Source organism: Limnobaculum eriocheiris, from assembly GCF_021010575.1.
Taxonomy (GTDB): domain Bacteria; phylum Pseudomonadota; class Gammaproteobacteria; order Enterobacterales; family Enterobacteriaceae; genus Limnobaculum; species Limnobaculum eriocheiris.
Genome location: NZ_JAJNAG010000045.1, coordinates 1 through 26,858, shown reverse-complemented (window position 1 = coordinate 26,858; position 26,858 = coordinate 1). Strand labels below are relative to the sequence as shown.

Genomic DNA, 26,858 nt, shown 5'->3' with positions numbered 1-26,858 from the left:
TCTTGCGACACTCTCCGCTAATTTTAAGACGAACAGTACTCAGTACTGTTCTTAATCATCTCGCCAAAACCTACCAGAGTATGGTGTTGGTTTATTAGCGCTGATTTTGTGGGGATCCCTCAGCGCTCACGCGGCATTTTTATTGGGAGCAATATCTTTAGATCAGAAAGAATATCACTGTCAGTATCAGGAACAGCGGTACCAGAATACCAAACGACCACTTCATATAACCAAAGAAGCTGGGCATCGCGATGCCGCTTTGGGTAGCAATACTCTTCACCATAAAGTTTGGAGCATTACCGATATAGGTCAGGGCGCCCATAAATACCGAACCCATTGAGATAGCCAGCAGCGTCTGCTGTAGCGGCCCCATCAGTGTTGCGGCATCACCGGCTGCCAGATTAAAGAACACCAGATAGGTTGGGGCGTTATCCAGGAATCCGGACAGCGCACCAGACAGCCAGAAATACATAGCGTTGATTGGCGCACCTTCGGAATCAGAAACCATGGCAACCAGCCCGGCCATATGCCCATCCTGTCCTGCACGCAGAATAGCTAATACCGGTCCGATGGTAATAAAAATACCAGCAAACAGCTTACCCACTTCCAGAATCGGCTCCCAGCTAAACTGGTTGACGGAGCGGACCTGCTTCGCAGTTAATATCATCGACAGGGCGGCAATCACCAACAGCAGAATGTCACGAATAATGTTCTGCAACTCCATATGAACACCCAATATGCTGAACTCTACGCCAGACTTCCAGAAGCCGGAGAGTAAAACGCTGCCAACTACCGCCAATAGCAGAATAAAATTAAATTTACCGTACAGGCGTAATTTAGAGTCAGGGGTAGGGTCGTGAGCTTCAATTTCATCTTCACGCTTGTAATAGTAGCTGTCCACCACATAGAACAGGGTAAGTAATACCAAAGTACTTATTACAACCGGCAGCAGCATGTGCTTAGCGGTCCAGAAAAAGTCGACGCCTTTCAGAAAGCCAATAAACAGCGGCGGATCGCCTAATGGTGTAAGGCCACCGCCAATATTAGCCACCAGAAAGATAAAGAAAATAATCACATGTACCTGATGCTTACGATTATCGTTTGCCCGGATAAGCGGGCGAATCAGCAGCATTGCTGCACCGGTCGTTCCCATCAGTGAGGCAAGAATCGCTCCAATGGCCAACAGCGCGGTATTTAGCTTAGGCGAACCGTGCAGGTTACCTTTAACTAAAATGCCGCCAGATACGGTAAACAGGGCGAATAACAGGATAATAAAAGGAATGTATTCCGCCAGAATGGCATGAGTGACTAACCCGATGCTGGTATCCATACCAAAAGTGATGGTAAATGGAATCAAAAACAGCGCCGACCATAAGGCGGTGATTTTGCCAAAATGATGATGCCAGATAGTAGGGATCAGCAATGGACAAAGTGCAATCGACAACAGAATACCAACAAATGGAATACCCCATCCCAGACTCAGTGTTGAACCATCAATATCCGCTGCAAAACTGACGGCAGGCATCATCAAGCCAGACAAAAGGCATAATAGTTTTAATAATAGTGGACGGGACATTAGCGGTTGCTCCGGTAACCAACGTATAAGATTGAAAAAACGTTTCAGTATTTGAGCAAAAATCAGGTACTCCTGTCAAAGTACAGGCTACATCCGGGTTTTATTGGAGGAGGATATAGTTCGTTAGTAATAACAATCTGTAAAACATATGACTTGATGGAATAAACGCTTTGGAATAGTCCGATAGGTGTCTGTCGGCTATGATATTTTTTCAACTCGTTACTGTAGATATTGATATATTTAAAGCAACGAGTTAATGGTATATCTCGCCGGATTTGTATCAATCAAGAATATTGATATCAACGGTGCTATAGGAACCATCAGGCAACATCATCAGGGTCATATCCGCCTGCTGACTATTACTTAACACGCGTTGAACGTTAAGCGCATCTGAAGTTTCATAGAAGTGTTCTGCATCCTGATGGCTTAATCCGCCTTTCATTTTTCGCTCAATCAGACGCTGTTTCAGATTTTCTATTGGGCTACCAATAAAAATACTGTAATCGCACAGAGTAATCAGCTCCTGCCAGCCCGGTTCTTTCAGTAATAACCAGTTACCTTCAATAACCAGAATAGGAGATGTCACTTCAATGGCGTTATGCACCGGATCGTGAAGATTCCGGTCATAAGCAGGCCAGCGGGCATCCGATTGTTGCAATGTTGCGATATAGTCTTTGAGCAGCGCCAAATCGAAGGTTTCTGGTGCGCCTTTACGGGCCCGAAGGTTATGCTCATCCAGATAGCTGTTATAACGATGGAAGCCGTCCATCGGTAGCCCTTGCAGATCTTTTAGCGCCATATCCTGACGGGACAGAATTTGCCAAAAGCTGGTCAGGGTTGATTTACCAACGCCGGGAGGCGCGGCAAGAAAGACTACCAGACGCTGTTTTTTACGCCGCTGGAATTCAGTTAACATCCGCAGTAAAGGCAGATGGAGATCCCGTATATCCTTATCCGGAAATGTGGCGATATAGCTAAGGCCATTAACATCCAATTCCACATTCATCAGTATATTCCTTTAATACTGTGGTGACGGAGAGCCTTCTGACGTCACGGTTTGGTTGTTGAGTGATGGATAAAAGCTTAAACCAAATAATATCAGGTTTTGCAAAATTGCCTATGGTGGCACGAAGCTATTAAAAAACCGGCGATATCTGTTATTCGCCGGTTTTATGCAAAATTGTGCTATAGCCTGAGGTTATTCCAGGCTGTTTTTTTGCTTATTTTCTAACTCTTGCTGTTGTGCCACCATTTTTTCACGCTGGCGCTTTTGCCAGAAGATAACGAGCGCAACGGCGACAACGATGCCAATAATCTGCGGTAAGCTGATTCCACCCATAACAGGATTCCTTATTGTTGAATTTATGCCGCTGACAGCCTTTACTGACAGCGGCATGAGCGGATTATCTCCGGTAGTTCTTCTGAGCCGTATTCACTTTATTCAGATAATTACGTGATTCAGCCGATGGATGCTTAGTGGTCAGTGTTTCATACACATCACCCGGCGACATCCGGTTAATCACATCCGGCGCTTTATTACGATCGCTGGAGAATACGCGCAATACGCTACCTGCGCCACCGTTATAGGCGGTAATCACGGCATAGCGGCGTGAGGTTGGGTTAGTAATGCCACCCAAATAGCTGTTTTGCAGAATCGACAGGTAGGCCGTACCGGTATCAATATTGTTCTCCGGGTCGAACAGGAAGTTACGGCTTGGTTGCCCTGATTTGCCTTGCATTTTAAATACATCACGACCGGCAGTATGCTGCATCACCTGCATCAGACCCAGCGCGTCGGAACGGCTGACAGCATAAGGGTTAAAGCTGGATTCGGTTTGCATAATGGCCAGAATCAGTGACTCTTCAACATTATATTTATGGGCAGCTTTACGTACCAAAGGCAGGTATTTATGGGCACGTTTATCCAGATGGTTTGCTACCAGTGGAATATCCACTGACCAAATGACCCGCAGTCCGGATGAACGCCGCTTTAGCTTAGTCTGGATAATATAGTCAGCAAAATGCGTGGCGCGCCATTGCCAGCGAATGGTATTGCCATCCTGATCCAGTACCTGACCATACAGGAAAGGCTCTTTACTAATCTGAATATCATTAGCGTCCGAATAGAGATCGGTGGTTTGTGGGTCTTCGCCCATCAATAGCGTCGTAATAATCGCCTGACGCAGGCTGGCTTCCGGATTTTCTGTCGCCAGCGTTTCCACCGTGATGACACCGGCATCAAAGTTAATATGGCTACGAGTGCGGTATTGATCGGTATATTTCACATAGTCTTTAGGACCGGCGATCAGGACTTCATGCATACCCCAGATGTTTTCGACGTTATGGGCAAACTGGCCCATCAGAATATCGAACGCATTGGTGTCTTTAATATATTTATCGTCATCCTGAGTTTTTTTCTCACTGCCGCCTCCGCACGAGACCAGCAAAGGCGCTATCAGCAGCAGCGCGCAGATTTTTTTTAAATTAATGATCATTTTTGGCGCATTATTCAAAACAAAGATTATTGGCTTGGTGGTGTATAACCATCGATATGGACATCTTTACCCTCAAACAGAAAATTCACCATTTCCTGCTCCAGTAATTTGCGGTGTTCCGGGTCCATCATATTTAATTTCTTTTCATTGATTAACATGGTTTGTTTACTCATCCATAGCGCCCATGCTTCTTTCGAAATCTCGTTAAAAATCCGTTTGCCTAATTCACCAGGATAAAGCTGGAAGTCTTGCCCATCGGCTTCTTTTTGCAGGTAAGTACAAAAAATGGTTCTGCTCATGCTAATCCTCGTGTTCATTTTTAAGCTGATTAAGTAATCGTTCAACTGGCGTTGCCAGCCCGACGGATGGCGGTTGGGTCAGGTTGTACCATAACCCCTGACGCTCTTCCTGACAGCGTTGACCTGGCACCATATTAAGCAACATCGGCGTAATATCCAGATGGAAATGGCTGAAGGTATGGCGAAAAGCCGTCTGCTGTTTTAGGTTATCAGCAGACATTCCCCGCTGTTCCAACCAGTGGTTCAGTGAAGCTGGATCGCTAAACTGAGGAAAGCAGTAAAGTCCTCCCCAGAGCCCGACATCCGGTCGTTGTTCCAGCCAGACTTTATCATTGTTCTTAAGTAACAGGAACCATGCGTTTTTCTCCGGTATTCTTTGTTTTGTTTTTTTTCCCGGATAGTCGGCCCAGCTCTGATTGGCATAGGCGATACAGCCTGAATTAAGCGGGCACAGCTCGCATTTAGGACGCGAGCGGGTGCAAACCAGTGCACCAAGGTCCATCATCGCCTGATTGAATTGAGCCACACCCTCCGCCGGGGTGACCTCTGTACTGAGATCCCAAAGGCGTTTTTCTACCTCTTTCTTACCCGGCCAGCCCTCTACGGCATAACAACGGGCGATTACCCGTTTTACATTGCCATCAAGAATCGGATAGTGCTGATTCAGCGAGAGGGAGAGAATGGCACCAGCGGTAGAGCGGCCAATGCCCGGCAGGTCGTTTACCGTATTAAAATCTGTCGGGAAAACCCCGTGATGCTGGAGGGCCATGGTTTTTGCTGCTTTATGCAGATTACGTGCTCTGGCGTAATAACCAAGACCGGTCCAGAGGTGTAATACCTCATCCGTTGGTGCCGCAGCCAGTGTGTTAATATCCGGGAATTGGGTAATAAACCGTTGAAAATAGGGAATAACGGTCGTGACCTGCGTTTGTTGCAGCATGACCTCAGAAAGCCAGACGTGATAAGGCGTTTTTTCAATTTGCCAGGGAAGGGTCTTACGGCCAAACTTTTGGTACCAGTTCAAAACGGCCTGCGCAAATGGCTTTGCTTGCATCATATAAATGTGACATTTCCCGAGAATAAAACAGATGGCGTGATTCGAGCACAGACATCAGCCAGAGTAAACCTTAACCTGAGATAATCGCGCAGAATAACCTGAACGGTTTGTCGCGGATTGTTTAAGGATTAGGGCAATATAGGGTATGATGCCAGCCTGAAATTTTTATTTTCGTCATTAACTGCGGCCGGTATAAACAGAATTTTTTATGATTAACGATGTTATTTCCCCTGAATTTAATGAAGACGGCCGCGCAATGCGCCGCATTCGTAGTTTTGTTCGCCGTCAGGGGCGGCTGACAAAAGGCCAGCAATATGCGCTGGATAACTACTGGCCGGTAATGGGAGTAGAGTTTCAACCGGAACCGCTAAACCTGTCGGCGATATTTGGTCGGGAAGCACCGGTTACTCTGGAAATCGGTTTTGGTATGGGTATGTCGCTGGTTAAGATGGCACAGGATAACCCACAGCAGGACTTTTTGGGGATTGAAGTTCATAGTCCTGGCGTAGGAGCCTGCCTCTCTTCGGCTCATGAAGCCGGAGTAGGGAACCTGCGGGTGATGTGCCATGATGCGGTTGAAGTGTTGGATAAGATGATCCCTGATGCTTCTCTGGATATGGTTCAGCTGTTCTTCCCCGATCCCTGGCATAAAGCGCGCCATCATAAGCGCCGAATTCTTCAGACGCCGTTTGCTATGGCGATCCTGAAAAAATTAAAAGTGGGTGGTGTTTTTCATATGGCCACTGACTGGGAAAATTATGCAGAGCATATGTTAGAAGTGATGAACGCGATTCCGACATATCGTAATTTGTCGGTTGATGGTACTTATGTGCCACGTCCTGATTCCCGGCCGTTAACCAAGTTTGAGTTACGCGGCCATCGTTTAGGACATGGCGTATGGGATTTGATGTTTGAGAGGAGTGAATAATGGCACATCAACGTAGTCGTCGTTTACGTAAAAAAATGCGTATCGATGAGTTTCAGGAAATCGGATTTTTAATCAGTTGGGCATTTCCTGAAGGAACCGCAGTTGAGAAGATCGACGCAACAATTGATAACTTTATCAACGAAGTGTTTGAAGCCCACGACCTCTCTTTTGAGGGCGGTGGCTATCTGAAGTGGGATGGTCTGGTATGCCTGCAAAAGATCGGTAAATGTACCGAAGAACATCGCGGTATCGTGACCAACTGGCTGGAAGACAAAGGCATGCTGGATGTAAAAGCCAGTGAGCTGATGGATATTAACTATTACGAAGAGTAATGGCTAAATCGGGGGGATAATTTCCTCCCGATCGTTTTTAGTTTTGGGTCATATTGAACAGCTTTAACTAATCCTGCCATTTTTCAGTTAATCCCCTTAAGTGATGAACACCTGACGGACTCCGATGTCTATAGTCTGGTTGACCCAACAAAAGTACGATTTCGCATTAACCATTGAGGAATAATTATGTTACGAAAAACCGGCGCGGCCCTTTTGCTATTGATGGCCTGGCAGGCGCAAGCGGCTTATGAATGTAATGTAAAACCACAGGATGATATTTTTATTAATAAGGATACGGTTAAAATTGCTGGTGCCAGCGGTGAGCTGGTAATTGGTAAGAATGGTGATGTGACCCGTAATGGTAAAGTATTAACCCTTTCTGATGCAGCTCGCGCTCAGGCGGTGAGCTATCAAACCAATTTACGTACCGATTTGCCTTATATTAACGACGGTGTTCGTTCACGCCTGAAAACCGCTCAGGGTGCGTTGGATAACGTGATTGTTAAGCAATTGGGTAGCGAGAGTAATGTGCGTAAGCGTTTAGTCACTTTAAGTTCAGAGCTGACTAAAGAGATGGAAAAAGTACTGGAGCCTCGCGCAGAGGGTTTAGCCTTCCATCATCAGGCTGTTTCACAAGTTGAAGCTAATGGTCAGGTAATTATGCAAAATACCCTGGGCGGGGTGCTACAGGACAGCATTAACGAACTGGGTATTCAGCAAGTGGCTAAAGCCGGTAAGTCCGGTAACCCGTTGCAGGCGGTATTAGGCAGCCTGGGCGGCTTACAGCAGCAAATTAAAGACGAATGGAAGAAGCAGGAGAAAGACTTCAACCAGTTCGGTAAAGAAGCCTGTGGGAAGGTTACGGTGCTGGAGCAGCAGCGGGCCGATTTATTGAAGGCATTACCGCAGTAATTTCATAGCAATTTCTATAATAAAACCCGCATTAATGCGGGTTTTATGTTTTTTTAAGTATAGCTCTGAGTTAACAACATCTTATTCAAAGATTTTTTGTCTTTTGTCTTTTGTCTTTTGTCTTTTGTTTGTTCTATTGAGCACTGGAATTCAACTGACGACTGAGAGAGGGTAGCACGACTGACATGGATGTCAGTCGAGGCGCAGCGACGTCGGGAGCGGCTCTGCGTCGGTGCGTAAGCCCGAACGAAGGAGGAAGGTAGTCGCCGGAGGCGACCTGGATTCGTGTGCGAAGGCGCGGAGGTGCAGGAGGCGTTCGCCTTAACGCCTCTTGCTCGGCCATGCACAATAGCTTATTTGTACACAATACTGTTTATGGTCGAAATGGATACAATACTTAATATTGCCCTTTTTCTCTGGTTACAAGAACAGTTCTAACAGCGAGTTCAGGAATAATTTCCCTTTCTCTGTAATCTGCCAGTGCTCACTGGTCTCCGTCAGGTACCCCAACTTCAACGCACTATCAATATTCTGCCGAATAACACTTTCGTCTAATCCGGTAAGGCGACTGAAGTCTGCTCTTGGTGCGGCTTCCAGCAGGCGGAAGCGGTTCATAAAGAACTCAAAAGGGCGTTCGTCGGTTTCAACGTTGTACTGCTTATCCAGATATTTACCATTCATATAACCACGGGGATGGCGGGTTTTTACCGTGCGTATAATTCGCCCGTCGCTAAAACTCAGCTTACCGTGAGCGCCACAGCCAATACCCAGATAGTCACCAAAACGCCAGTAGTTCAGGTTGTGCTGACATTGATAACCCGGTTTGGCATAGGCCGAGGTTTCATACTGTTGATAACCAGCAGCGCTGAGTAATTCATGACCACGTTGATAGATGTCCCACAGCGCATCGTCGTCTGGCAACACCGGAGGGCGTGAACCAAACAGGGTGTTAGGCTCGATGGTGAGTTGATACCAGGATAAATGGGGAGGATCTAACTCAATCGCCTGTTGCAGATCGTCCAGCGCCTCTTCCAGCGACTGATCGGGCAAACCGTGCATTAAATCCAGATTGAAACTGCGTAATCCAAGACCCTGTGCGAGATGTGCCGCACGCTTTGCCTCTTCCGGGCCGTGTATCCGCCCCAGCCGCTCCAGTTTGGGCTGGCTAAAGCTCTGCACGCCAATAGAGATACGGTTAACACCGGCCTGCTGATAGGCCCTAAATCGATCCGCTTCAACCGTGCCCGGGTTGGCTTCCATGGTAATTTCAGCGTTATCTTCCAGCGCCAGACGACTACGAACGCCATCCAGCAGCCGCTGCATGGCCTCTGCACCCAACAGACTTGGTGTGCCACCGCCAATAAACAGCGTGTTGACGGATCTGCCACTGGTAAGCGGTAAATCGTTATCCAGATCGGTAAGTAAATGCTGCACATAATCCATATCGGGAATATCACCCTTCAGGGCATGTGAATTAAAGTCGCAATAGGGGCACTTTTGCACACACCAGGGGATATGAATATAGAGGCTCAGCGGCGGAGGATTAAGCATTACGCAGTGCATCCAATAGCATGGTTAATGCCTGACCGCGGTGAGATATCTTGCTTTTATGCTCTCTGCTTAATTCCGCAGCGGTACATCCCAGTTCAGGAATATAGAATATAGGGTCATAACCAAAACCCCCTTCTCCGGCAGGGCTGAACAGAACTTCACCCGGCCAACTGGCGTGAAAAACTAATGGGATAGGATCGTTAGCATGGCGCATATACACCAGTACACAGTGAAACTGTGCCTGACGCTGCTCCTTTGGAACATCTTTTAATGTTTCCAGCAGCTTGTCCAGATTTGCCCGATCGCTGGCATCAACTCCGGCATAGCGGGCGGAATAGATACCGGGTGCGCCACCCAGAACATCAACAGCAATACCTGAGTCATCAGCAATGGCTGGCAGGCCAGTAACCTGAGCAGCATGACGTGCCTTAATGATGGCATTCTCAATAAAGGTTAATCCGGTTTCTTCAGCCGAATCAACGCCGAGATCGGTTTGGGCAATGACTTCAAAACCAAAATCAGCCAAAAGATTTGCCAGCTCACGCACTTTACCGGGGTTACCGGTTGCAAGCACCAGTTTCTGCATTGTGGAATCCACCTGTTATTTCGAGTTTTAATCAGGGCAGGTATACCTGCAATAGAATAGCGTTTTATTTTCCAATACTTCATTGCCCCATAGCATAACTCAAACTACAGCAGGTGAATGAGCGAAAATGGTAAGGGAGCGTGATTCTTTGGCTGCCTAATGAGTAGGTTTTTATTTTTTATTCAATATTATCAATAAGTTTTATTTAATTGTTAACCGGAAACATAATTTATTGAATTAAAATCAACTGTTACATCTGTGTTATAATTGACGGGAGAAACTATCAATTAACACTCCGAAGATGAGAATGAAACGAAAAAAACGATTGCCTAAATTACTGAAATGGCTGGTCGCGATTGTTGTTATATCGCTGGTAATTTTAGCTATCTGGTGGGGGTGGGTACGTAGTCACTCAAATGAATTATGGAAGATTGTTAGTGAACAATGTATTCCTCATCAGCAATTAAGCGCATCAACCGCTTCTCCTTGTATTAACGTGGTTCTGGCTCCGGATACCAAACGAGGATACGTCATATTTAAAGATCGTAGCGGTCCTTTGCATTTTCTGTTAATTCCTACGGCCAAAATTGATGGCATTGAGAGTAAAGCGCTACAGCAGTCGGACGCTACCGATTATCTCTATCAGGCGTGGATGGCGCGCCACTATTTGGCACAACAGGCAGGTAAACCTATTTCCCGGGAAATGGTTTCATTAGCCGTTAATTCAGCTTATGGGCGTAGTCAGGAACAACTGCACATTCATATTGCCTGCATTAAACCGGAAATTCAGGCACAGTTGGGAAGCCAGATAGATAAGTTCAGCGAAAAGTGGTCGTCGGTACCTTATGGTATTAATGGCCATCACTATGTTGTCCGCACATTAACTGAATCCCAACTGCGTGAAATCAATCCGTTTCAGCGCCTAGCGACAGAAGTTTCGGATGCAGCAGACAATATGGAGAAATATGGTTTAGCGTTGGTGGCTTATATCGACCATAGCAACCGGCCAATGTATTTATTGCTGGTAAACCGACTGGACGTTTTTGGCCTGAATGCAGGGCATACGGGTGATATACAAGACTATCAGTGTGACTTACTGAAAACCGAAAATTTATTTTAGCAATTGATTATCAAATAGAAATACGAAAGGATGCCTGAGTGTTCAGACATCCGGTAACAGAAGCTTGATTTCAGCAGGAACCTGCTGTGGATTATCGATTCTTACCTGCTTATGACGCCCCAGCTCCCCTTTTTCAATCGTCACCAGACCTTTGGCAACGCGAAATTGTTTAGCCAGAAATTTAATTAAATGAGCATTTGCCTGACCATCAACCGGTGGGGCAGTGATGGCCACTTTTAACTCTTCTCCATGCAGGCCAACAATTTGATCGCGGCTGGCCTTCGGCTGAATATACAGCCGAAGGATAATCGCATCAGAATGTTGTTCTACGGCGCTCATTACAGAATCAGAGCCAGAATATCTGCTTTCAGGTAGTTCAGCGCATAAAGGATCAGGATCAACACCATAGGTGACAGATCGATACCTCCCATTGAAGGCAACAGGCGGCGAATCGGTGACAGTAGTGGCTCAGTTAATTGGATAAGTAATTGATCCACCGGGTTACGGCCCTGACTAATCCAGCTCATCAGCGCACGAATAATGATAATCCAGAACACCAGTTTACCGGCGGCGGTTAGCAGCTCCAGCAGAGATAGCGGCAGGTAAACCGGGAAGAATAATAGCACCTGGTTAATCAGCCACAGTCCGATGACATATTTCAGCAGGATAAGGACATAGGCAACCAGTAGTGAAGCGGTATCAATAGGCCCAATAGACGGGATAACGCGACGTAATGGCCCAATAATCGGCTGGGTGATTTTCACCACAAACTGGGAGAATGGATTATAAAAATCGGCTCTTGCCCATTGCATCCATACCCGCAGCAGTAACACCGATACGTATAGATCGAGCACGGTTACAATAAGAAAAGATAAAAATTGCATGGTTAACCCTTGGTTATTGTCTGCCCGGACTTAGCCAGACTGGAATCTGAAAAACAGTATTATGCTATAACGACACCAATATATTTGGGGATTAGCATATAGTAAATCAAGGAAAAATGGCAATGAACCCGTGAATTCATTGCCGGGTCGCTATTTTAAAGTGATTTTTCCATTTCATCTGCACGTCTGATGGCGGCCTGCATGGCCGAAGCCACCGTTTCACTTAAGCCATGTTCATTAAAGACGCGTAGCGCTTCAGCGGTGGTACCGCCCTTTGAAGTGACCTGCTGGCGTAGTGTGGCAATATCTAACTGCGGGTTATTAACCACCATTTTCGCGGCGCCTAAAGCGGCCTGCTGAACCAGTAAACGGGCGGTTTCCGGCTCAAATCCAAGACGTTCAGACTCATTTTGCATCGCTTCCATAAACAGGAAGAAATAGGCCGGGGCGCTACCGGCGGCGGCAATAACGCTATTTATGCCACTTTCCTCATTTACCCAGCAGATTTCCCCAACGGATTGCATCAGCTGTGCGGTAAATTCTCTATCCTGCGGACTAATTTGCGGTGGCGCGTACAGGCCGCTCATGCCCAAACCAATTAATGATGGGGTATTGGGCATAATGCGAATAAGGTTAACCGGCCCCAGCAGTTGGGTAAAACGGGCCACGCTAACACCGGCGGCAATAGATAAAATCAATTTTCCGCGCAGATCCACCTGCTGATGTAAAGGGGTACAAACTTCAGCCATCATCTGTGGTTTAACGGACAACACCACCACATCGGCCTGACGGGCGCTTTCGACATTATCATTACTACAGTGAATGCCATATTGAGCCTGTAGCGGACTATCCTGTTTCATTGATGGAGAGGTTGCGGTAATCAAATCCGCCGGGTAACCGCCATTGACCAATCCGGCAATAATCGCTTTTGCCATATTACCGGCACCAATAAACGTAATTTTACGGTGTTGCATGATAAGTCTCACTTTGTCGGTTTAAGCTCAGGTAGTAGGAGAAATGCCCGGGTACCTGACAGATTACAGGGTATAGTCGCGGGCACCAAAAATAGCGGTACCAATACGCACCATAGTACTACCTGCACAAATAGCATTATCCATATCGTCCGTCATTCCCATGGAAAGGGTGTCGATTTGTGGATAGGCGGTTTTAAGCTGATTAAAAGCCTGTGTCATTTTTTGAAATACTGCAAGTTGACGGGCAGGATCGCTTTCCGGTGCGGGAATAGTCATCAGCCCACGCAGTTTAAGATGGGGGAGATTGTGGATTTGCGCTGCCAGTTCGGTTAGCTCCTCCAGTTTAATACCTGACTTACTCTGTTCATCGCTGATATTAATCTGGATGAGTACATTCAGCGGCGGCATGGTTGCTGGCCGTTGTTCACTTAAGCGCCGGGCAATTTTCTCCCTGTCCAGGGTATGCATCCAGTGGAAGTGTTCCGCAACCAGTCGGCTTTTATTGGATTGCAGTGGGCCAATAAAGTGCCACTCCAGACCCCCCGTTTCAGGGAGGCTGCTAAAGTGTCGAATTTTGTCCACGCCTTCCTGTACATAGTTTTCACCAAACAGACGCTGACCTGCGTCGATTGCTTCCTGAATCGCCTCCACAGGTTTTGTTTTACTGACTGCAAGTAACTGAACTTCTTTGGGAGAACGGCCGCATTGTTGCGCTGCTTTAGCGATACGGTGCCTGACTGTTTCCAGATTCTGTTGGATAGTTGTCATAAGTCTATTCAGGGAGCCTGTTATGAATGTATGCCAATTAATAACCGATAGTGTAAAGCAAAATGCGTCCGATCTGCACCTTTCTGCCGGCCATTTACCCGTATTGCGCGTGAACGGGGATTTACACTACTTTGGAGAAAGTTTACTGCAACCCGAATGGCTGTCAGAACAACTGCTAGCCTGCCTGACCAGTGAACAACTGGGACAATTTCAACAGTCAGGGCAGTTAGATTTTGCTTTAACCATTGAAGGGATACGCCTGCGGGTAAATCTGTTCCAACAGTGCGACGGCATATCTGCCGCTTTTCGCTTTATTCAAAACCAGATACCTCCGCCGGAGTCGTTGGGTATTCCTGATTCGTTAATCGCAATGAGCCGCTGTCTTGATGGTTTAGTTATCATTGCCGGAGCAACAGGGAGCGGTAAGTCGACCACGCTGGCAGCGCTGATAGCTATGATTAACCGGCAGTCAGCTCGTCACATTATTACGCTGGAAGATCCCATTGAGTTTATACATCACAGCGATCGTTGCCTGATTCAACAGCGTGAAGTTGGCAGGCATGTGGAGAGTTTTTCTCAGGGGCTACGGGCGGCATTGCGACAGGATCCCGATATTATTTTGTTAGGTGAGTTAAGGGATGTGGAAACCATCCATATGGCATTAACCGCAGCAGAGACCGGACATCTGGTGTTTGCCACCCTACATACCCGCTCTGCGGTGCAGTCTATTGAACGCATTATTGATGTGTTCCCGGCCGAAGAGAAGCGCTTTGTGAGTACCCAATTGGCAAATAGTTTACAGGCGGTAGTCTGTCAGCAGCTTCTGCCCTGTACTAAAGGTGGGCGTATTGCGGCTTATGAAGTGCTGGTGAATACGCCTGCGGTAAGCAATATGATTCGGGAAGGCAAACATCATCAACTGCTAACGCTGTTACAAACCGGGGCGGTTAACGGTATGCAAACCATGGCGCAGTGCCGAAGTCGTTTATTATTGAACGGACTGATTAATGGATAATAAACGTAAAGGTTTTGCTAAATCGCTTTTCTATTTCTCCCAAGTATGGTGAACTGCTTTTTGTTTAACGACTTGTATTGTAAACAGAAAGGAAAAGAAAACCTTGAGCGTATTTAAGTGGCTTTTAGCGGTTATTTTATTGGTCATCATTGGTGGTGGCGGCTATTGGTACTATAAAAATACATTGCCAAAACCTATGGTTCTGAAGGAACATTTGAGATTACGGTAGGGTTGTTAGAACCAAAGACCAATCAACCTATGGCCGATACACCCTTCTATCTGGTGGTAACCAAGGATACAGAGACCGATCCGGCATTTAAGAAGCCGCTGTTTGGTGTTACTGACTCAACCGGTCGGGCGGCAATGATCGTCAGTAAAACGCAATTGAATGCCAACGATTATGTATTAGTGCAAAAAGTCGGTCAGGGGGAGTACGGCAAGTATTTCGCTCTGCTGGGAACGGGCAATGCGATTCCATTGCCAAATACGGATTATGTGATTACCGGATGCGGAGAGATTCCTGAGTATAAAGGTACATCAAATCGTCAGGGATATACCGTTTACTATGCGGCAACTCAGGCCTGCAATATCAAAATGAGTATTAACTGGGGAAGTACGCTGGACAATCTGTTGCATTAGTTTAACCAAGCTGTTGCTCAAACCAGCTTTCCAGAATAATCACCGCAGAGGCCGCGTCTACACTGCCTTTATCCAGTGCGCGAAAACCGCCACGGGAAAACAGATCGGCTTTCGCTTCTACCGTACTTAAACGTTCGTCATGTAATTGGATTTGCACTCCAAATCGGCCATGCAGGCGATTAGCAAATTTTTTTGCCTGAGCGGTAACCGGTTGCTCTGTTCCATCCATATTTAATGGAAGCCCAACCACCACTAAATCAGGTTGCCATTCTTTCAGTAATTTTTCGATTTGCTGCCAGTCGGGGCTGCCATCTTTAGCCTTAAATGAAGCAAGAGGGCGAGCAGTACCGGTAATTTCCTGGCCGATAGCTGCACCAATACTCTTGGTGCCAAAATCAAATCCTAATACAGTACGGTTAGACATTTATGCGTGACCTGCCTGTGTTGCAATAGTATGAATGTTTACACCCAGCTTCCTCGCCGCGCTCTGCCAGCGCTGATTGACCGGAACATGAAATAAAATGTCGGTATCTGCTTCAACGGTTAGCCAGCTGTTTTCCAGCAGCTCCTGTTCCAACTGACCGGCATCCCAACCGGCATACCCCAAAGCCACCAGCGCTTCAGATGGTTGAGACGCGGTACCCAAGGTTTCTAATACATCTTTTGATGAGGTGATCATAACATGTTCATTAATCTGGATACTGGATGAAAATTTCTGGCGGGGAGTATGTAAAATAAATCCCCGATCGTCAGCCAGCGGCCCGCCGTCCAGTACCGGATTGTTTAAGTGAATATTGGACACCTTTGGTGTGGGGTAAATATTCAGCCTGGTGAGCACTTCTTCGACGGTTAGTTCTCCCAAGGGTTTGTTAATAACTAATCCCATCGTGCCATTCTGATTGTGTTCACAAATATACACAACCGAATGGCTAAAACAGGGGTCTTCCAGAGTGGGCATCGCAATAAGAAAATGGTGTTGTAAGTTCATGGTATTAAACCGTTGGCTGAATGGAAATATGAAGTGTAGGTACTGTCATCCATTGATAATTATAACAAATTTAGCCTGTTGATGCTTAGCGTGATAACTAATTGACAGTAAAAAAATTGACTCTGTCCCTTAAATGGCAGGCGACAGAGTCATTTTAGTTAAAGGAATTTATTATTTGAGCGTAGCAACTTATTTAATTCGACGCTCGATAGCGTCCATTAACATACCGGTGATAGAAACATCCGGGAAGGCAGCTTCAATTTCCCGGATACAGGTTGGGCTGGTGACATTAATTTCCGTCAGTTTGTCACCAATAATATCCAGACCAACAAACACCAAACCTTTTTCTTTCAGAACTGGCGCTACGCTGCGGGCAATTTTCCAGTCACTTTCGCTTAATGGGCGAGCTTCACCACGCCCACCAGCAGCCAGATTACCACGGGTTTCTCCCTGCTTTGGAATACGGGCAAGGCAGTAAGGAACCGGCTCACCGTCTACCACCAGAACGCGCTTATCACCATCAGAAATCTGCGGTACAAAGTTTTGTGCCATACAGTAACGGGTACCCAGTTCGGTCAAAGTTTCGATGATTACCGACAAATTAGGATCGTTTGGCTTAACGCGGAAAATAGAGGAACCGCCCATGCCGTCCAACGGTTTGAGAATAATATCACCATGCTCCCCATAGAAACGGCGGATATGTTCTGCACTGCGGGAAACCAGTGTCGATGGCGTGAGTTCAGGGAACCAGGCGGTAAACAGTTTTTCATTACAGTCGCGCAGGCTCTGAGGTTTGTTGACTATCAGTGTACCTTTTGCTTCCGCACGTTCCAGAATATAGGTGGCGTAGATATATTCCGTATCAAACGGAGGATCTTTACGCATCAAAATCACATCAAGATCGTGCAGTGGGATCTCCTGCTCCTGATGGAAGTCGAACCAGTGTTCTTTATCATACTGAACCGTCATTGTCCGTGTCCGCGCACGGGCTTCTCCGGTATGCAGATACAAATCGTTCATTTCCATATAGTGCAGCTCCCAGCCGCGCTTTTGCGCTTCTTGCAGCATGGCAAAGCTGGAGTCTTTCTTAATGTTGATGGACGTAATAGGGTCCATCACGATGCCGAGTTTGATCATCTTTTTCTCCTTATCCCAGATCGCCAAAGCGTACCTGTAGTGCAGCAATCGCGGTAAGCGCCGCGGTTTCTGTACGCAGAATCCGGGGGCCGAGTAGAATATCTGTAAAATTGTAATTTGCTGTCATATCGATCTCGTCCTGAGATAATCCCCCTTCGGGGCCAATTAACAGGCGGATGTTTTGTACCGGCATGGTGAGCGTATTAATGCTCTGGCTGGCTCTTGGGTGCAGATTTAATTTGATACCGCCATCAGATTCTGAACACCATTCTTCAAGGTTCATTACCGGACGGATTTCGGGAACCCGGTTACGCCCACACTGCTCGCAGGCGGCAATAGCAATCTTTTGCCACTGTTGGACTTTCTTTTCCAGCCTCTCTTTATCCAGCTTTACACCACAGCGCTCTGAAATCAGTGGGGTAATGACATTCACTCCCAATTCGATGGATTTCTGAATCGTAAACTCCATCTTTTCACCACGAGAAATTACCTGACCAAGGTGAAAATTAAGCGGTGACTCAAGGTCTTCTTCCCGCTTATCAACGATATTGACCAGTACCTGCTTTTTATCAACCCGGGTAATGACAGCATCAAAAACCTGGTTGCTACCATCAAACAGCATCAACTGATGACCCGGCTGCATACGCAGTACGCGACCAACATGATTCGCGGCATCATCACTCAGGGCGATATCATTAGCGATAGCAAGAGAATGGGGATGGTAGATGCGGGGAATACGCATAGTTATATTCTGTTTTCCGGTATTTTCCTGAATTAACAGGCATTCAAGGGGTATTCTTTTCCGGCTATATGGCCAAAGAAGTCGTAAAATATGTTAACTGAACCGGATAAGCTTAATATTGTAGAACAGACTGTTCAACCCTGCGTTGTCTTTATCGCCATTAAAAGCAGGAAAAGCTCAGTGACCAGAGATGTTAATAGCTTAAGATGCTGTGGGCTTCAACAGGCTACCGCAGCGTTTACAGCGATACTCGCTCTCTTTGCGCATAATTTTGTTATGGCGACGTATGGTTAACTGATGAGTTTGACAATTGCAATGATAGGTAAAAGTTTTTCCCTGTACCGACAGCACATTAAAACAGTGTGTCCGGGTAGCGCTAACACCCAGTACTTTTTCCATCATCCATTGCCATTCGCTACCGTGCGGAGACACCCGACCAAACTGGCGGTAAACCAGCAAATGGGCCAGCTCATGGGGAACCACATCATCAACAAACTGTTGACCATTCTCTATCAGTAAGACGACATTAAGGCGAATTTCCCATTGGGTGAGATGAGCGGTTCCTGCGGTAGTTCCACGCTGGCGATAGGTGATTTTGGGTTCCGGATATTCAGTTTCTAAATGGTCGTTAGCCAGTATCAGGTAATGGCGCAGACAGCGCATAACGGCTTGTTGAGTAGCGATGGGAAGGCGAAGTATGGTCATGGATGCTAGCATAGCGAGGCGCTGCAAAATGAGCAATAAAAAACGGCGTGAGGCTGGTGCCATCACGCCGTTAAATTCACTACGATACCTGTCGGAAATTATTTAAGTCCGGCAGCTTCGCGCAGCATTGCTGCTTTATCTGTTTTTTCCCATGGGAAATGTTCACGACCAAAATGGCCGTAAGCTGCGGTTTGCTGATAAATCGGTCTGATTAAATCCAGCATTTTGATTAACCCATAAGGACGCAGATCAAAGAACTCATGCACTAACTGAATTAAACGGTCGTGTGCAATTTTTTCTGTGCCGAAGGTTTCCAGCATAATTGAAGTTGGCTCGGCAACACCAATAGCATAAGAAACCTGAATTTCACAGCGATCCGCCAGGCCAGCAGCCACGATATTCTTAGCCACATAGCGAGCAGCATAGGCTGCTGAACGGTCAACTTTAGAAGGATCTTTACCGGAGAATGCCCCACCACCGTGACGGGCAGCACCACCATAAGTATCAACGATAATTTTACGACCGGTTAATCCACAGTCACCCATTGGCCCACCAATAACAAAACGACCGGTTGGGTTAATAAAGTATTTGGTACTGGCAGATAACCATTCAGCAGGCAGAACCGGCTTAATGATGTGCTCCATAACTGCTTCCTGTAGATCTTTTTGGCCGATATGGTCTGAGTGCTGAGTAGATAATACTACCGCATCAATACCGCTGATCTTGCCATTGTCATACATAAAAGTGACCTGGCTCTTAGCGTCCGGACGTAACCAGGGTAGAGTGCCGTTTTTGCGTACTTCCGCCTGACGTTCCATTAAACGGTGAGCGTAGGTAATTGGTGCAGGCATTAAAACTTCGGTTTCGTTAGTCGCATAACCAAACATAATGCCCTGATCGCCAGCACCCTGCTCTAACGGGTCGCTGCGGTCAACACCCTGATTGATATCCCGTGATTGTTTGCCGATAGCGCTTAATACAGCACAAGAATTGGCATCGAACCCCATATCAGAGTGGGTATAACCAATATCACACACGGTGCGACGAGTCAGTTCTTCAATATCTACCCAGGCGGAGGTTGTGATTTCACCACCCACCAAAACCATACCGGTCTTGATGTAGGTTTCACAGGCTACACGCGCTTTAGGATCTTGTTCAAGAATTGCATCGAGTACTGCGTCAGATATCTGGTCGGCAATTTTATCCGGATGCCCTTCGGATACGGATTCGGAAGTAAACAGGTGTTGGGCCATTTCTTCTCTTACCTCTAAGACGGTTTAACTGCAAAGCGACGTTATCTCTTATTGGGGAGATTATTCAACGCCTCCACTTGTTCAGGTGTGAGACAACGCATGTGCAGATTAAGGAGTTCATGAATACGTTAGTTAATCGGTATAGACGGATTAACTTCTGGATGGCTATTCTAAAGATTTACTACAATATTGCCAGTTGTTTTTTATCCAAAATTATTCAACTTATTGTTATATATTATATTTTTTTTAATGCTGGAAATAAACGAAGGTTTTTACTGTGATTCAGGGCACAAAAATACAGATATGGCGGGTTAAAATAAAAATGGCCAACGAGGGAGCGTCAATAAGAATATTAACTGTTTAATTATCATTTAGTTCTGAAAATAATGCTTTTTTACCAGAGATAATCAGGTTTTTGATCTGGTTATATATCTGGATAATTATCACCGTATCTTAAATCTAACTTATCTTCTTTATTTATTGATTTTAATGTGATTTTTAATGCATGATTCGCTAAATATCCTGCTGACATATTTATAAACAAAAATTTTGTTTCCTGCGGCAAGATTACTTCATTAACAATATGAAATGGTAATATTATCGTCTATTCTTATGCGGTCGTATGGTCCGGTAGTTACCCTCCAGTGCTACATGGTGAAATACGAACTAATCGGGTAGTTTTTACTGTTGAGTTGCTCAGATCGGTTTGTTTCCGTTCCGGGCTCTAAGAGGCTTATGTTGTTATGACAAACGGTTCCGCAAGCAAAATGATGCGTACTTATAATGTCGCTCACTGGGGTGGTGGTTATTATGGCGTGAATGAATCCGGCCATATTACTGTCTGTCCGGATCCTGACTTACCCGATGCACGGGTGGATCTGGCAACGTTAGTTCAGGGAATGCAAGAGCAGGGACAGCGTCTGCCGTCGCTGTTTTGTTTTCCACAAATACTTCAGCATCGTTTACGTTCTATTAATGCAGCGTTTAAACGTGCGCGCGAGTCGTTTGGTTATGAAGGCAACTATTTTTTAGTTTATCCGATTAAAGTTAATCAGCAGCGTCGGGTAATTGAGTCACTGGTTAATTCCGGTGAACCTTTGGGGCTGGAAGCCGGTTCTAAAGCTGAATTAATGGCGGTATTGGGCCATGCCGGTTTTACCCGTTCAGTGATTGTCTGTAACGGCTATAAAGATCGTGAATATATTCGTCTGGCATTAACCGGGGAAAAACTCGGTCATAAGGTTTATCTGGTCATTGAAAAAATGTCAGAGATAAAGATAGTGCTGGAAGAGGCTAAACGTCTGGACGTTATTCCTCGTCTTGGAGTGCGCGCTCGTCTGGCTTCTCAGGGTTCTGGTAAATGGCAGGCCAGCGGTGGAGATAAGTCTAAATTTGGTTTATCGGCTTCTCAGGTGCTGACGCTGGTGGATACCTTGCGCAGTGCCGGGCGTTTAGACAGCCTGCAACTGCTGCATTTTCATTTGGGATCTCAGCTATCTAATATTCGCGATATTGCCACGGGTGTACGTGAGTCAGCACGTTTCTATGTTGAGTTGCATAAACTGGGTGTCAATATTCAGTGTTTTGACGTTGGTGGTGGTTTAGGCGTGGACTATGAAGGTACACGTTCTCAGTCTGATTGTTCAGTGAACTACGGTCTGAACGAATATGCCAACAACGTTATTTGGGGAATCGGTGAAGCCTGTAATGAACATGGTTTACCGCACCCAACGGTAATTACCGAATCCGGCCGCGCGGTAACGGCACACCATACTGTATTGGTGTCTAACGTTATTGGTGTGGAGCGCAATGAGTTTGAAGTACCGCAACCGCCAAGTGAAGATGCCCCACGTGCCTTATGCAGCCTGTGGGATACCTGGCTGGAGATGCAAGAGCCAGAAAATCGCCGTTCACTGCGGGAATGGCTACATGATAGCCAGTTGGATCTGAATGATGTGCATACCCAATATGCACACGGCATGTTGGATTTAACCTATCGTGCTTATGCCGAGCAGCTTTATCTGACTATTTGTCATCGCATTCAGCTACAGCTTGAACCAAGCAATCGTGCTCACCTGCCAATCATTGATGAGCTGGATGAGCGTATGGCAGATAAGCTTTACATTAACTTCTCACTGTTCCAGTCAATGCCGGATGCCTGGGGTATCGACCAGCTGTTTCCTGTATTGCCATTGAGCGGGCTGGATAAAGATCCTGAGCGCCGTGTGGTATTGCTGGATATTACCTGTGATTCTGACGGTGCCATTGACCACTATATTGATGGTGACGGTATGGCAACAACGATGCCAATGCCACCTTACGATCCGGAGAATCCTCCGTTGTTAGGCTTCTTTATGGTTGGCGCCTATCAGGAAATTTTGGGAAATATGCACAACCTGTTTGGTGATACCGCATCGGTTGATGTGTTTGTATTTAACGATGGCAGCGTTGAAGTTGAACAGTCTGAAGAGGGCAACACCGTTGCGGAAATGCTGGAATATGTGCAGCTTAATCCGGAAACCCTGATGACTCGCTATCGTGAACAAATCAAGAGTGCCAATTTAAGCCCTGAGCTTGAAGAGCAGTTCCTGGAAGAGTTTGAAGCAGGATTATATGGTTATACTTATCTTGAAGATGAGTAATTAAATCGATGAGCAGGTGGTTAATGGCTACCTGCTTATTTCTGCTTTTAGTGCGATAAATAACTACGAATGCCATCCAGAAACATTTGGGTTGATATCATCACCAGTATCAGTCCCATCAAACGTTCCAGCGCATTAACCCCTTTTTCTCCTAACAGCCGCAAAAACAGATCTGACATCATCAATATCATGGCGGAGAGCGCCCAGGCGATAAACAGCGCAATAGCCAGATAGCCCATTTTTCCTGGATACTGATGCGATAACATCATTAGTGAGGCCAGAATAGAAGGCCCGGCCACTAATGGAATGGCCATCGGTACCAGAAATGGCTCCTCTCCTGCGGGTAAACCTGAGGTATTGCTATTTTCGGAAGAGGGAAAAATCATTCTGATAGCAATTAAAAACAGAATAATCCCACCGGAGATAGAAACCGTTTCAGTGCGCAGGTTCAGCACTTCCAGAATTTTTTCACCGGTAAACAGAAAGGCCATCATCAACACCAATGCAATCAACATCTCTCTGATAACAATAATACGGCGGCGCTTAGGGTCGATATGTTTGAGGATCGACATAAATATCGGCAGGTTTCCCAACGGATCCAGGATAAGAAAAAGTAGAATTATTGCCGATGTCATCTCTGCCATATATAAATCCGGTTAATGGGTTTAGCTTAACTATATACTAACTTTAACCGCCGGAAAGATGGGTTAATTTTATTACTGCAAATGAGCCTGAAAAGTTGCTGTGGCGATAATCGATGAGGCTGGGGATTTTTCTTGAAGATGGGGGGAATACACTCCATAATTTACCTCAGTACAATTGAAGAATTCTCTGAATCCCTTTCTCGTCGGGCGCACCATTCTGACGAGGAGGGATTTTTTTTCGCGACTTAGTTGATTTCCGCTTAGGACCCACCGCCGATGGCGCGGGGTAACGGAAAGATGACGTAGATATTTTGAGGAATACAATGAATAGCACGCTTGGCAATAAGCCTGATAATTCACTGGTCTCCAATGCTTTTGGTTTTTTACGTTTACCGCTTAATTTTCAGCCATATGAAAGCGATGCTGATTGGGTTATTACCGGTGTACCTTTTGATATGGCCACTTCAGGCCGTTCCGGTGCCCGTCATGGACCCGCGGCTATCCGTCAGGTATCCACCAATCTGGCCTGGGAATCTTGCCGCTGGCCGTGGACATTCAAGCTGCAAAGCAAGTTGAATGTTGTTGATTGCGGTGATGTGGTGTTCAATTTTGGCGATGCTCAGGATATGAGTGAACAGCTTCAGGCTCACACAGAACGCCTGCTGGCTGCCGGCAAACGCTGTCTGACTTTTGGTGGCGATCACTTTGTGACGCTGCCTTTATTAAGAGCCCACGCTAAACATTTTGGCAAAATGGCTTTGGTTCATTTTGATGCCCATACCGATACCTACTCAAATGGCAGTAAGTTCGATCACGGTACCATGTTCTATCATGCGCCAAATGAAGGTTTAATCGACCCGGCGCATTCAGTACAAATCGGTATTCGTACTGAACATGACACTGATAACGGTTTCACCGTGCTGGATGCCGCGCAGGTAAATGACCGTACTGTAGATGATGTTGTTGCTCAGGTTAAAAAGATTGTCGGCGATATGCCGGTTTATCTGACCTTTGATATTGACTGTCTGGATCCTGCTTATGCACCGGGTACCGGTACGCCAGTATGCGGTGGATTAAGCTCCGATCGTGCGCTGAAAATTCTGCGTGGGTTACAGTCGTTGAATATTGTAGGAATGGATGTGGTGGAGGTTGCTCCTTCCTATGATCATGCAGAGATGACCGCGCTGGCAGCAGCTACGATTGCGCTGGATATGTTGTATATGCAGGCGGCGAAAAAGTGATTTAATCTGAAGATAAGAATAATCAAAAACGGCTGATAGTTATCAGCCGTTTTTGATTGCTGACAAACTTAATTAATCAGCATCTATGAATATTCCGGCCGTAAAAATGATGCTGTTCATATCACCTTCGTGCTCGGCCGGAAGACCATCTTTACTTAGCTGTAGAGCGCGTCGGGCTTAGATTCCCTAGGGGCGCTCCGGCAGCTAAAGCTGCTACGACCCCAACGGCAATCTCTCCCTCCGATTGGCTATGCTAAAACATAAGATTGAATCATTTAGCTTTGTCATCAATCTGAAACGGCTGATAGTTATCAGCCGTTTCATTCAAGGAGTTATTACAATAAATTATTTCTGTGGTCGGGTTTGAAATAAAACCCAGTCAGCATAAGCATTAACAAAGCTTTGCAGGAAGGTTTTGGTTTTTTCGGTCAGTTCACCGCTCTCTTCAAAAATAGCGCCAGCGTTACTGATATAGGCTTCCGGTTGTTGCATACATGGAATATTCAGGAACACCAGCGACTGGCGTAAATGGTGATTAGCACCAAAACCGCCAATGGCGCCCGGTGATGCACTAACAACGGCTCCCGGTTTGCCTGACCAGGCGCTTTGTCCGTAAGGACGAGAACCTACATCCAACGCATTTTTAAGCGCTGCCGGTACAGAGCGGTTATATTCAGGAGTAACAAACAGTACGGCATCAGCGGCTTTGATTCGATTACGAAATGTGGTGTAAGCCGCAGGTGGTGTGACATCAATATCTTCGCTATAGAGAGGCAAATCGCCAATTTCCACGATATCCAGCTTGATTGAAGAAGGTGCTAATTTAGCCAAGGCCAGAGCAATTTTTCTGTTGATTGATTCTTTACGCAGGCTACCGACCAAAACGGCTACGTGTTTCACTTGACTCATAAGACGACTCCTTGGTGAATTTTATTGATGATTCATTGAATACTACAACCTGATTAAGTGATGAAACGGGGGTGCTCCGCACAAGTGCGGCATTGATATAAAAGATAGTAGATAACTATGACACTGGCAAAGAAATAACCCTGATAAATGAAAAGATTATCTCTGATTTGTCAGTGAGTTAATCACTCTACGCCGCTTCATACTGGAGTGTTAACGATTTCGTGCCAAATATTGGGAAGGGGATATCGGATAAAAACAAAAAAACCGAGGCATTACCTCGGTTTTAAGCGTTATAGCAGAAATGCGTTGATAATTTATCAGGCTATTTCTGTATAAATATTACTTACCGCCGTCAGCAGCGATACGTGCTCTGATTGCATCAGCACGCTCTTTAGAGCCCGGGTGAGAACTCATCATACCAGCGCTTGCGCCACCGTCTAACTGAGCCAGTTTGTCAAACGCAGTTGCCAGAGGCATAGTTTTCAGATGCTTTTTCTTCAGCAGGTCGTAAGAGAAGTTATCCGCTTCTGATTCTTGAGACTGAGAGAACTGAGCATTGATCAGTGCGTTAGCGAAATCCATAAGTTGAGCATCGTTCAGAACTGCTGCAGTTTTACCGCCGTACTGAAGTGCTGCCTGGGTAGCGAACTGAGCTGCATAAGCAACCTGGAATGCTTTCTTGGTGTGGCCTAAATCAACGTGACCAATTTCGTGGCCCAGTACGCCAACGATCTCATCATCAGTCATCTTATCCATCAGACCGCTATACACACGGATACAGCCGTTAGCCATTGCCCATGCGTTGATATCATCAGTTAAGTAAACTTTGTAGTTCAGAGGTTGACCATTGATGTTGGTGCCTAACTTCGTGGAGATGTTGTTCAGACGCTTGGCGTACTTACTACTTTTGCCTGCAATTTTGTTGGTCTGGTCCATTTCTTTACAAGATTGGTCAGACATTGATTTCACTTCTGCATCGCTTACAGTGACTGCAGAAAGAAGAGTATCCCCAATACTTCCATTTTGACAACCCGCTAACATAGTAGCTGAAGCTAAAGTTACAGCAATTAAAGTAGAACGCATTTTCATAAAACTATCTTCCTGTGATTATATGATTACTAGCCTTCAAGACTGGTCCTATCCAGTTGCGCGATAATATCAATAATAAAAGAGTGTGTCATGAGGATTTGAAAAGATCTTTGGTACAAAATCCCACCTTTTATGCAACCATTTGTATTGTCAATCGGGGTTGCCGTTTTAGCGCTGACTTGAGAAGATAAGGGCGTTTTTCCTATTCTGGATCTGAACCTCGAATCCTAAGCCTAAAATGGAGTTAATAATGCCTTCTCATAAAGAACTCGCTAACGCTATTCGCGCCCTCAGTATGGACGCCGTACAAAAGGCCAAATCAGGCCATCCGGGAGCCCCGATGGGCATGGCCGATATCGCGGAAGTTCTGTG

General features: G+C 46.1%; 30 protein-coding genes. 9 read left to right on the top strand and 21 right to left on the bottom strand.

Annotated features, from left to right (window positions below; all coding sequences use genetic code 11):
• Positions 1 to 157 precede the first annotated feature (157 nt).
• The 6 genes from LPW36_RS14820 to mutY all read right to left on the bottom strand — a co-directional run bounded on the left by LPW36_RS14820 (position 158) and on the right by mutY (position 5,427).
• Positions 158 to 1,576 carry a sodium:proton antiporter gene (locus LPW36_RS14820; protein WP_230610882.1) on the bottom strand — a complete coding sequence of 473 codons (1,419 nt, stop codon included), beginning with the start codon at positions 1,574 to 1,576 and terminating at the stop codon, positions 158 to 160.
• Between the two features lie 280 nt (positions 1,577 to 1,856).
• Positions 1,857 to 2,582 carry a nucleoside/nucleotide kinase family protein gene (locus LPW36_RS14815; protein ID WP_230610880.1) on the bottom strand — a complete coding sequence of 242 codons (726 nt, stop codon included), beginning with the start codon at positions 2,580 to 2,582 and terminating at the stop codon, positions 1,857 to 1,859.
• A 192-nt stretch (positions 2,583 to 2,774) separates the two neighbouring features.
• Positions 2,775 to 2,915 (bottom strand): hypothetical protein, encoded by a 141-nt coding sequence (locus LPW36_RS14810; RefSeq protein WP_230610878.1) that lies wholly within the window; start codon positions 2,913 to 2,915, stop codon positions 2,775 to 2,777.
• A 64-nt stretch (positions 2,916 to 2,979) separates the two neighbouring features.
• Positions 2,980 to 4,071, bottom strand: a complete 1,092-nt coding sequence (gene mltC / locus LPW36_RS14805; RefSeq protein WP_230610876.1) for a membrane-bound lytic murein transglycosylase MltC — start codon at positions 4,069 to 4,071, stop codon at positions 2,980 to 2,982.
• A 26-nt stretch (positions 4,072 to 4,097) separates the two neighbouring features.
• The gene (locus LPW36_RS14800) at positions 4,098 to 4,370 is read right to left on the bottom strand and encodes an oxidative damage protection protein (RefSeq protein WP_130590393.1); all 273 of its coding nucleotides are present in this window, start codon (positions 4,368 to 4,370) and stop codon (positions 4,098 to 4,100) included.
• 1 nt (position 4,371) lies between these two features.
• Positions 4,372 to 5,427: an A/G-specific adenine glycosylase gene (gene mutY, locus LPW36_RS14795; protein WP_230610874.1), complete on the bottom strand. Its 1,056-nt coding sequence runs from the start codon at positions 5,425 to 5,427 to the stop codon at positions 4,372 to 4,374.
• Between the two features lie 208 nt (positions 5,428 to 5,635).
• On the opposite strand from mutY, the gene trmB reads away from it, so the two are divergent.
• From trmB to LPW36_RS14780, 3 genes are all read left to right on the top strand, one after another.
• On the top strand, positions 5,636 to 6,355 hold the full coding sequence (gene trmB, locus LPW36_RS14790) for a tRNA (guanosine(46)-N7)-methyltransferase TrmB (RefSeq protein WP_230610872.1): 720 nt from the start codon (positions 5,636 to 5,638) through the stop codon (positions 6,353 to 6,355).
• The gene (locus LPW36_RS14785; protein WP_140919839.1) at positions 6,355 to 6,687 is read left to right on the top strand and encodes a YggL family protein; all 333 of its coding nucleotides are present in this window, start codon (positions 6,355 to 6,357) and stop codon (positions 6,685 to 6,687) included. The genes trmB and LPW36_RS14785 overlap by 1 nt, the downstream gene beginning before the upstream one ends.
• A gap of 186 nt (positions 6,688 to 6,873) precedes the next feature.
• The gene (locus LPW36_RS14780; protein ID WP_230610870.1) at positions 6,874 to 7,599 is read left to right on the top strand and encodes a DUF2884 family protein; all 726 of its coding nucleotides are present in this window, start codon (positions 6,874 to 6,876) and stop codon (positions 7,597 to 7,599) included.
• Positions 7,600 to 8,019: 420 nt separating this feature from the next.
• Here the strand turns inward: LPW36_RS14780 and hemW are convergent, their stop codons facing one another.
• On the bottom strand, positions 8,020 to 9,150 hold the full coding sequence (hemW, locus tag LPW36_RS14775; RefSeq protein ID WP_230610868.1) for a radical SAM family heme chaperone HemW: 1,131 nt from the start codon (positions 9,148 to 9,150) through the stop codon (positions 8,020 to 8,022).
• Positions 9,143 to 9,736 (bottom strand): XTP/dITP diphosphatase, encoded by a 594-nt coding sequence (locus LPW36_RS14770; protein WP_230610866.1) that lies wholly within the window; start codon positions 9,734 to 9,736, stop codon positions 9,143 to 9,145. The genes hemW and LPW36_RS14770 overlap by 8 nt, the downstream gene beginning before the upstream one ends.
• A 307-nt stretch (positions 9,737 to 10,043) precedes the next feature.
• On the opposite strand from LPW36_RS14770, the gene LPW36_RS14765 reads away from it, so the two are divergent.
• A complete protein-coding gene (locus tag LPW36_RS14765) occupies positions 10,044 to 10,856 on the top strand; it encodes a CDP-diacylglycerol diphosphatase (protein WP_230610864.1) in 813 nt (270 codons plus the stop codon).
• 42 nt (positions 10,857 to 10,898) lie between these two features.
• Here LPW36_RS14765 and yggU read toward each other — a convergent pair whose 3' ends face one another.
• The 4 genes from yggU to LPW36_RS14745 form a co-directional block, all read right to left on the bottom strand.
• Positions 10,899 to 11,195 carry a DUF167 family protein YggU gene (gene yggU / locus LPW36_RS14760; RefSeq protein ID WP_230610863.1) on the bottom strand — a complete coding sequence of 99 codons (297 nt, stop codon included), beginning with the start codon at positions 11,193 to 11,195 and terminating at the stop codon, positions 10,899 to 10,901.
• The gene (locus LPW36_RS14755) at positions 11,195 to 11,740 is read right to left on the bottom strand and encodes a YggT family protein (RefSeq protein ID WP_230610861.1); all 546 of its coding nucleotides are present in this window, start codon (positions 11,738 to 11,740) and stop codon (positions 11,195 to 11,197) included. The genes yggU and LPW36_RS14755 overlap by 1 nt, the downstream gene beginning before the upstream one ends.
• A 155-nt stretch (positions 11,741 to 11,895) precedes the next feature.
• Positions 11,896 to 12,714 (bottom strand): pyrroline-5-carboxylate reductase, encoded by an 819-nt coding sequence (gene proC / locus LPW36_RS14750; protein ID WP_230610859.1) that lies wholly within the window; start codon positions 12,712 to 12,714, stop codon positions 11,896 to 11,898.
• 63 nt (positions 12,715 to 12,777) lie between these two features.
• Positions 12,778 to 13,482, bottom strand: coding sequence for a YggS family pyridoxal phosphate-dependent enzyme (locus LPW36_RS14745; protein WP_230610856.1), 705 nt, complete (start codon positions 13,480 to 13,482; stop codon positions 12,778 to 12,780).
• Between the two features lie 22 nt (positions 13,483 to 13,504).
• Between LPW36_RS14745 and LPW36_RS14740 the strand changes: the two genes are divergently transcribed.
• Positions 13,505 to 14,497, top strand: a complete 993-nt coding sequence (locus tag LPW36_RS14740) for a type IV pilus twitching motility protein PilT (RefSeq protein WP_230610854.1) — start codon at positions 13,505 to 13,507, stop codon at positions 14,495 to 14,497.
• A 258-nt stretch (positions 14,498 to 14,755) separates the two neighbouring features.
• Positions 14,756 to 15,136 (top strand): hypothetical protein, encoded by a 381-nt coding sequence (locus LPW36_RS14735; protein WP_230610852.1) that lies wholly within the window; start codon positions 14,756 to 14,758, stop codon positions 15,134 to 15,136.
• Between the two features lies 1 nt (position 15,137).
• Here the strand turns inward: LPW36_RS14735 and ruvX are convergent, their stop codons facing one another.
• The 6 genes from ruvX to metK form a co-directional block, all read right to left on the bottom strand.
• Positions 15,138 to 15,560 (bottom strand): Holliday junction resolvase RuvX, encoded by a 423-nt coding sequence (gene ruvX, locus LPW36_RS14730; RefSeq protein WP_218466802.1) that lies wholly within the window; start codon positions 15,558 to 15,560, stop codon positions 15,138 to 15,140.
• Positions 15,561 to 16,124: a YqgE/AlgH family protein gene (locus LPW36_RS14725; RefSeq protein ID WP_230610850.1), complete on the bottom strand. Its 564-nt coding sequence runs from the start codon at positions 16,122 to 16,124 to the stop codon at positions 15,561 to 15,563.
• A 189-nt stretch (positions 16,125 to 16,313) separates the two neighbouring features.
• Complete coding sequence (gene gshB / locus LPW36_RS14720; protein WP_230610848.1) at positions 16,314 to 17,261, bottom strand: glutathione synthase; 948 nt, start codon at positions 17,259 to 17,261, stop codon at positions 16,314 to 16,316.
• A 10-nt stretch (positions 17,262 to 17,271) separates the two neighbouring features.
• On the bottom strand, positions 17,272 to 18,003 hold the full coding sequence (rsmE, locus tag LPW36_RS14715; RefSeq protein ID WP_230610846.1) for a 16S rRNA (uracil(1498)-N(3))-methyltransferase: 732 nt from the start codon (positions 18,001 to 18,003) through the stop codon (positions 17,272 to 17,274).
• A 201-nt stretch (positions 18,004 to 18,204) separates the two neighbouring features.
• Positions 18,205 to 18,708 (bottom strand): SprT family zinc-dependent metalloprotease, encoded by a 504-nt coding sequence (locus LPW36_RS14710; RefSeq protein ID WP_230610844.1) that lies wholly within the window; start codon positions 18,706 to 18,708, stop codon positions 18,205 to 18,207.
• Positions 18,709 to 18,806: 98 nt separating this feature from the next.
• The gene (gene metK / locus LPW36_RS14705) at positions 18,807 to 19,961 is read right to left on the bottom strand and encodes a methionine adenosyltransferase (RefSeq protein WP_230610843.1); all 1,155 of its coding nucleotides are present in this window, start codon (positions 19,959 to 19,961) and stop codon (positions 18,807 to 18,809) included.
• A gap of 743 nt (positions 19,962 to 20,704) precedes the next feature.
• On the opposite strand from metK, the gene speA reads away from it, so the two are divergent.
• The gene (speA, locus tag LPW36_RS14700) at positions 20,705 to 22,603 is read left to right on the top strand and encodes a biosynthetic arginine decarboxylase (protein ID WP_230610841.1); all 1,899 of its coding nucleotides are present in this window, start codon (positions 20,705 to 20,707) and stop codon (positions 22,601 to 22,603) included.
• 47 nt (positions 22,604 to 22,650) lie between these two features.
• Here the strand turns inward: speA and LPW36_RS14695 are convergent, their stop codons facing one another.
• Entirely contained in the window at positions 22,651 to 23,247 is a 597-nt protein-coding gene (locus LPW36_RS14695) for a YhgN family NAAT transporter (RefSeq protein ID WP_230610839.1), read from the bottom strand.
• Positions 23,248 to 23,570: 323 nt separating this feature from the next.
• Here LPW36_RS14695 and speB point away from each other — a divergent pair, with 323 nt between their 5' ends.
• On the top strand, positions 23,571 to 24,488 hold the full coding sequence (gene speB, locus LPW36_RS14690) for an agmatinase (RefSeq protein WP_230610837.1): 918 nt from the start codon (positions 23,571 to 23,573) through the stop codon (positions 24,486 to 24,488).
• A 345-nt stretch (positions 24,489 to 24,833) separates the two neighbouring features.
• Here speB and LPW36_RS14685 read toward each other — a convergent pair whose 3' ends face one another.
• Both LPW36_RS14685 and LPW36_RS14680 read right to left on the bottom strand, forming a co-directional pair.
• The gene (locus LPW36_RS14685; RefSeq protein WP_230610835.1) at positions 24,834 to 25,397 is read right to left on the bottom strand and encodes an NADPH-dependent FMN reductase; all 564 of its coding nucleotides are present in this window, start codon (positions 25,395 to 25,397) and stop codon (positions 24,834 to 24,836) included.
• A 339-nt stretch (positions 25,398 to 25,736) separates the two neighbouring features.
• On the bottom strand, positions 25,737 to 26,486 hold the full coding sequence (locus LPW36_RS14680; RefSeq protein ID WP_230610833.1) for a M48 family metalloprotease: 750 nt from the start codon (positions 26,484 to 26,486) through the stop codon (positions 25,737 to 25,739).
• 250 nt (positions 26,487 to 26,736) lie between these two features.
• On the opposite strand from LPW36_RS14680, the gene LPW36_RS14675 reads away from it, so the two are divergent.
• Positions 26,737 to 26,858, top strand: a 122-nt coding sequence (locus tag LPW36_RS14675; RefSeq protein ID WP_230610884.1) for a hypothetical protein, incomplete at its 3' end; no start/stop codon positions are given.

Coding starts and splice junctions, on each gene's coding strand:
- LPW36_RS14680 (WP_230610833.1), bottom strand. CDS start 26,486: ATGAAAATGCGTTCTACTTTAATTGCTGTAACTTTAGCTTCAGCTACT.
- LPW36_RS14710 (WP_230610844.1), bottom strand. CDS start 18,708: ATGACCATACTTCGCCTTCCCATCGCTACTCAACAAGCCGTTATGCGC.
- speB (WP_230610837.1), top strand. CDS start 23,571: ATGAATAGCACGCTTGGCAATAAGCCTGATAATTCACTGGTCTCCAAT.
- mutY (WP_230610874.1), bottom strand. CDS start 5,427: ATGATGCAAGCAAAGCCATTTGCGCAGGCCGTTTTGAACTGGTACCAA.
- LPW36_RS14820 (WP_230610882.1), bottom strand. CDS start 1,576: ATGTCCCGTCCACTATTATTAAAACTATTATGCCTTTTGTCTGGCTTG.
- yggU (WP_230610863.1), bottom strand. CDS start 11,195: ATGAGCGCCGTAGAACAACATTCTGATGCGATTATCCTTCGGCTGTAT.
- gshB (WP_230610848.1), bottom strand. CDS start 17,261: ATGATCAAACTCGGCATCGTGATGGACCCTATTACGTCCATCAACATT.
- LPW36_RS14740 (WP_230610854.1), top strand. CDS start 13,505: ATGAATGTATGCCAATTAATAACCGATAGTGTAAAGCAAAATGCGTCC.
- trmB (WP_230610872.1), top strand. CDS start 5,636: ATGATTAACGATGTTATTTCCCCTGAATTTAATGAAGACGGCCGCGCA.
- LPW36_RS14755 (WP_230610861.1), bottom strand. CDS start 11,740: ATGCAATTTTTATCTTTTCTTATTGTAACCGTGCTCGATCTATACGTA.
- LPW36_RS14785 (WP_140919839.1), top strand. CDS start 6,355: ATGGCACATCAACGTAGTCGTCGTTTACGTAAAAAAATGCGTATCGAT.
- LPW36_RS14810 (WP_230610878.1), bottom strand. CDS start 2,915: ATGGGTGGAATCAGCTTACCGCAGATTATTGGCATCGTTGTCGCCGTT.
- mltC (WP_230610876.1), bottom strand. CDS start 4,071: ATGATCATTAATTTAAAAAAAATCTGCGCGCTGCTGCTGATAGCGCCT.
- ruvX (WP_218466802.1), bottom strand. CDS start 15,560: ATGTCTAACCGTACTGTATTAGGATTTGATTTTGGCACCAAGAGTATT.
- LPW36_RS14695 (WP_230610839.1), bottom strand. CDS start 23,247: ATGGCAGAGATGACATCGGCAATAATTCTACTTTTTCTTATCCTGGAT.
- LPW36_RS14725 (WP_230610850.1), bottom strand. CDS start 16,124: ATGAACTTACAACACCATTTTCTTATTGCGATGCCCACTCTGGAAGAC.
- rsmE (WP_230610846.1), bottom strand. CDS start 18,003: ATGCGTATTCCCCGCATCTACCATCCCCATTCTCTTGCTATCGCTAAT.
- proC (WP_230610859.1), bottom strand. CDS start 12,714: ATGCAACACCGTAAAATTACGTTTATTGGTGCCGGTAATATGGCAAAA.
- LPW36_RS14780 (WP_230610870.1), top strand. CDS start 6,874: ATGTTACGAAAAACCGGCGCGGCCCTTTTGCTATTGATGGCCTGGCAG.
- LPW36_RS14815 (WP_230610880.1), bottom strand. CDS start 2,582: ATGAATGTGGAATTGGATGTTAATGGCCTTAGCTATATCGCCACATTT.
- LPW36_RS14765 (WP_230610864.1), top strand. CDS start 10,044: ATGAAACGAAAAAAACGATTGCCTAAATTACTGAAATGGCTGGTCGCG.
- LPW36_RS14770 (WP_230610866.1), bottom strand. CDS start 9,736: ATGCAGAAACTGGTGCTTGCAACCGGTAACCCCGGTAAAGTGCGTGAG.
- speA (WP_230610841.1), top strand. CDS start 20,705: ATGACAAACGGTTCCGCAAGCAAAATGATGCGTACTTATAATGTCGCT.
- LPW36_RS14800 (WP_130590393.1), bottom strand. CDS start 4,370: ATGAGCAGAACCATTTTTTGTACTTACCTGCAAAAAGAAGCCGATGGG.
- LPW36_RS14685 (WP_230610835.1), bottom strand. CDS start 25,397: ATGAGTCAAGTGAAACACGTAGCCGTTTTGGTCGGTAGCCTGCGTAAA.
- LPW36_RS14745 (WP_230610856.1), bottom strand. CDS start 13,482: ATGACAACTATCCAACAGAATCTGGAAACAGTCAGGCACCGTATCGCT.
- LPW36_RS14735 (WP_230610852.1), top strand. CDS start 14,756: ATGGCCGATACACCCTTCTATCTGGTGGTAACCAAGGATACAGAGACC.
- hemW (WP_230610868.1), bottom strand. CDS start 9,150: ATGCTTAATCCTCCGCCGCTGAGCCTCTATATTCATATCCCCTGGTGT.
- metK (WP_230610843.1), bottom strand. CDS start 19,961: ATGGCCCAACACCTGTTTACTTCCGAATCCGTATCCGAAGGGCATCCG.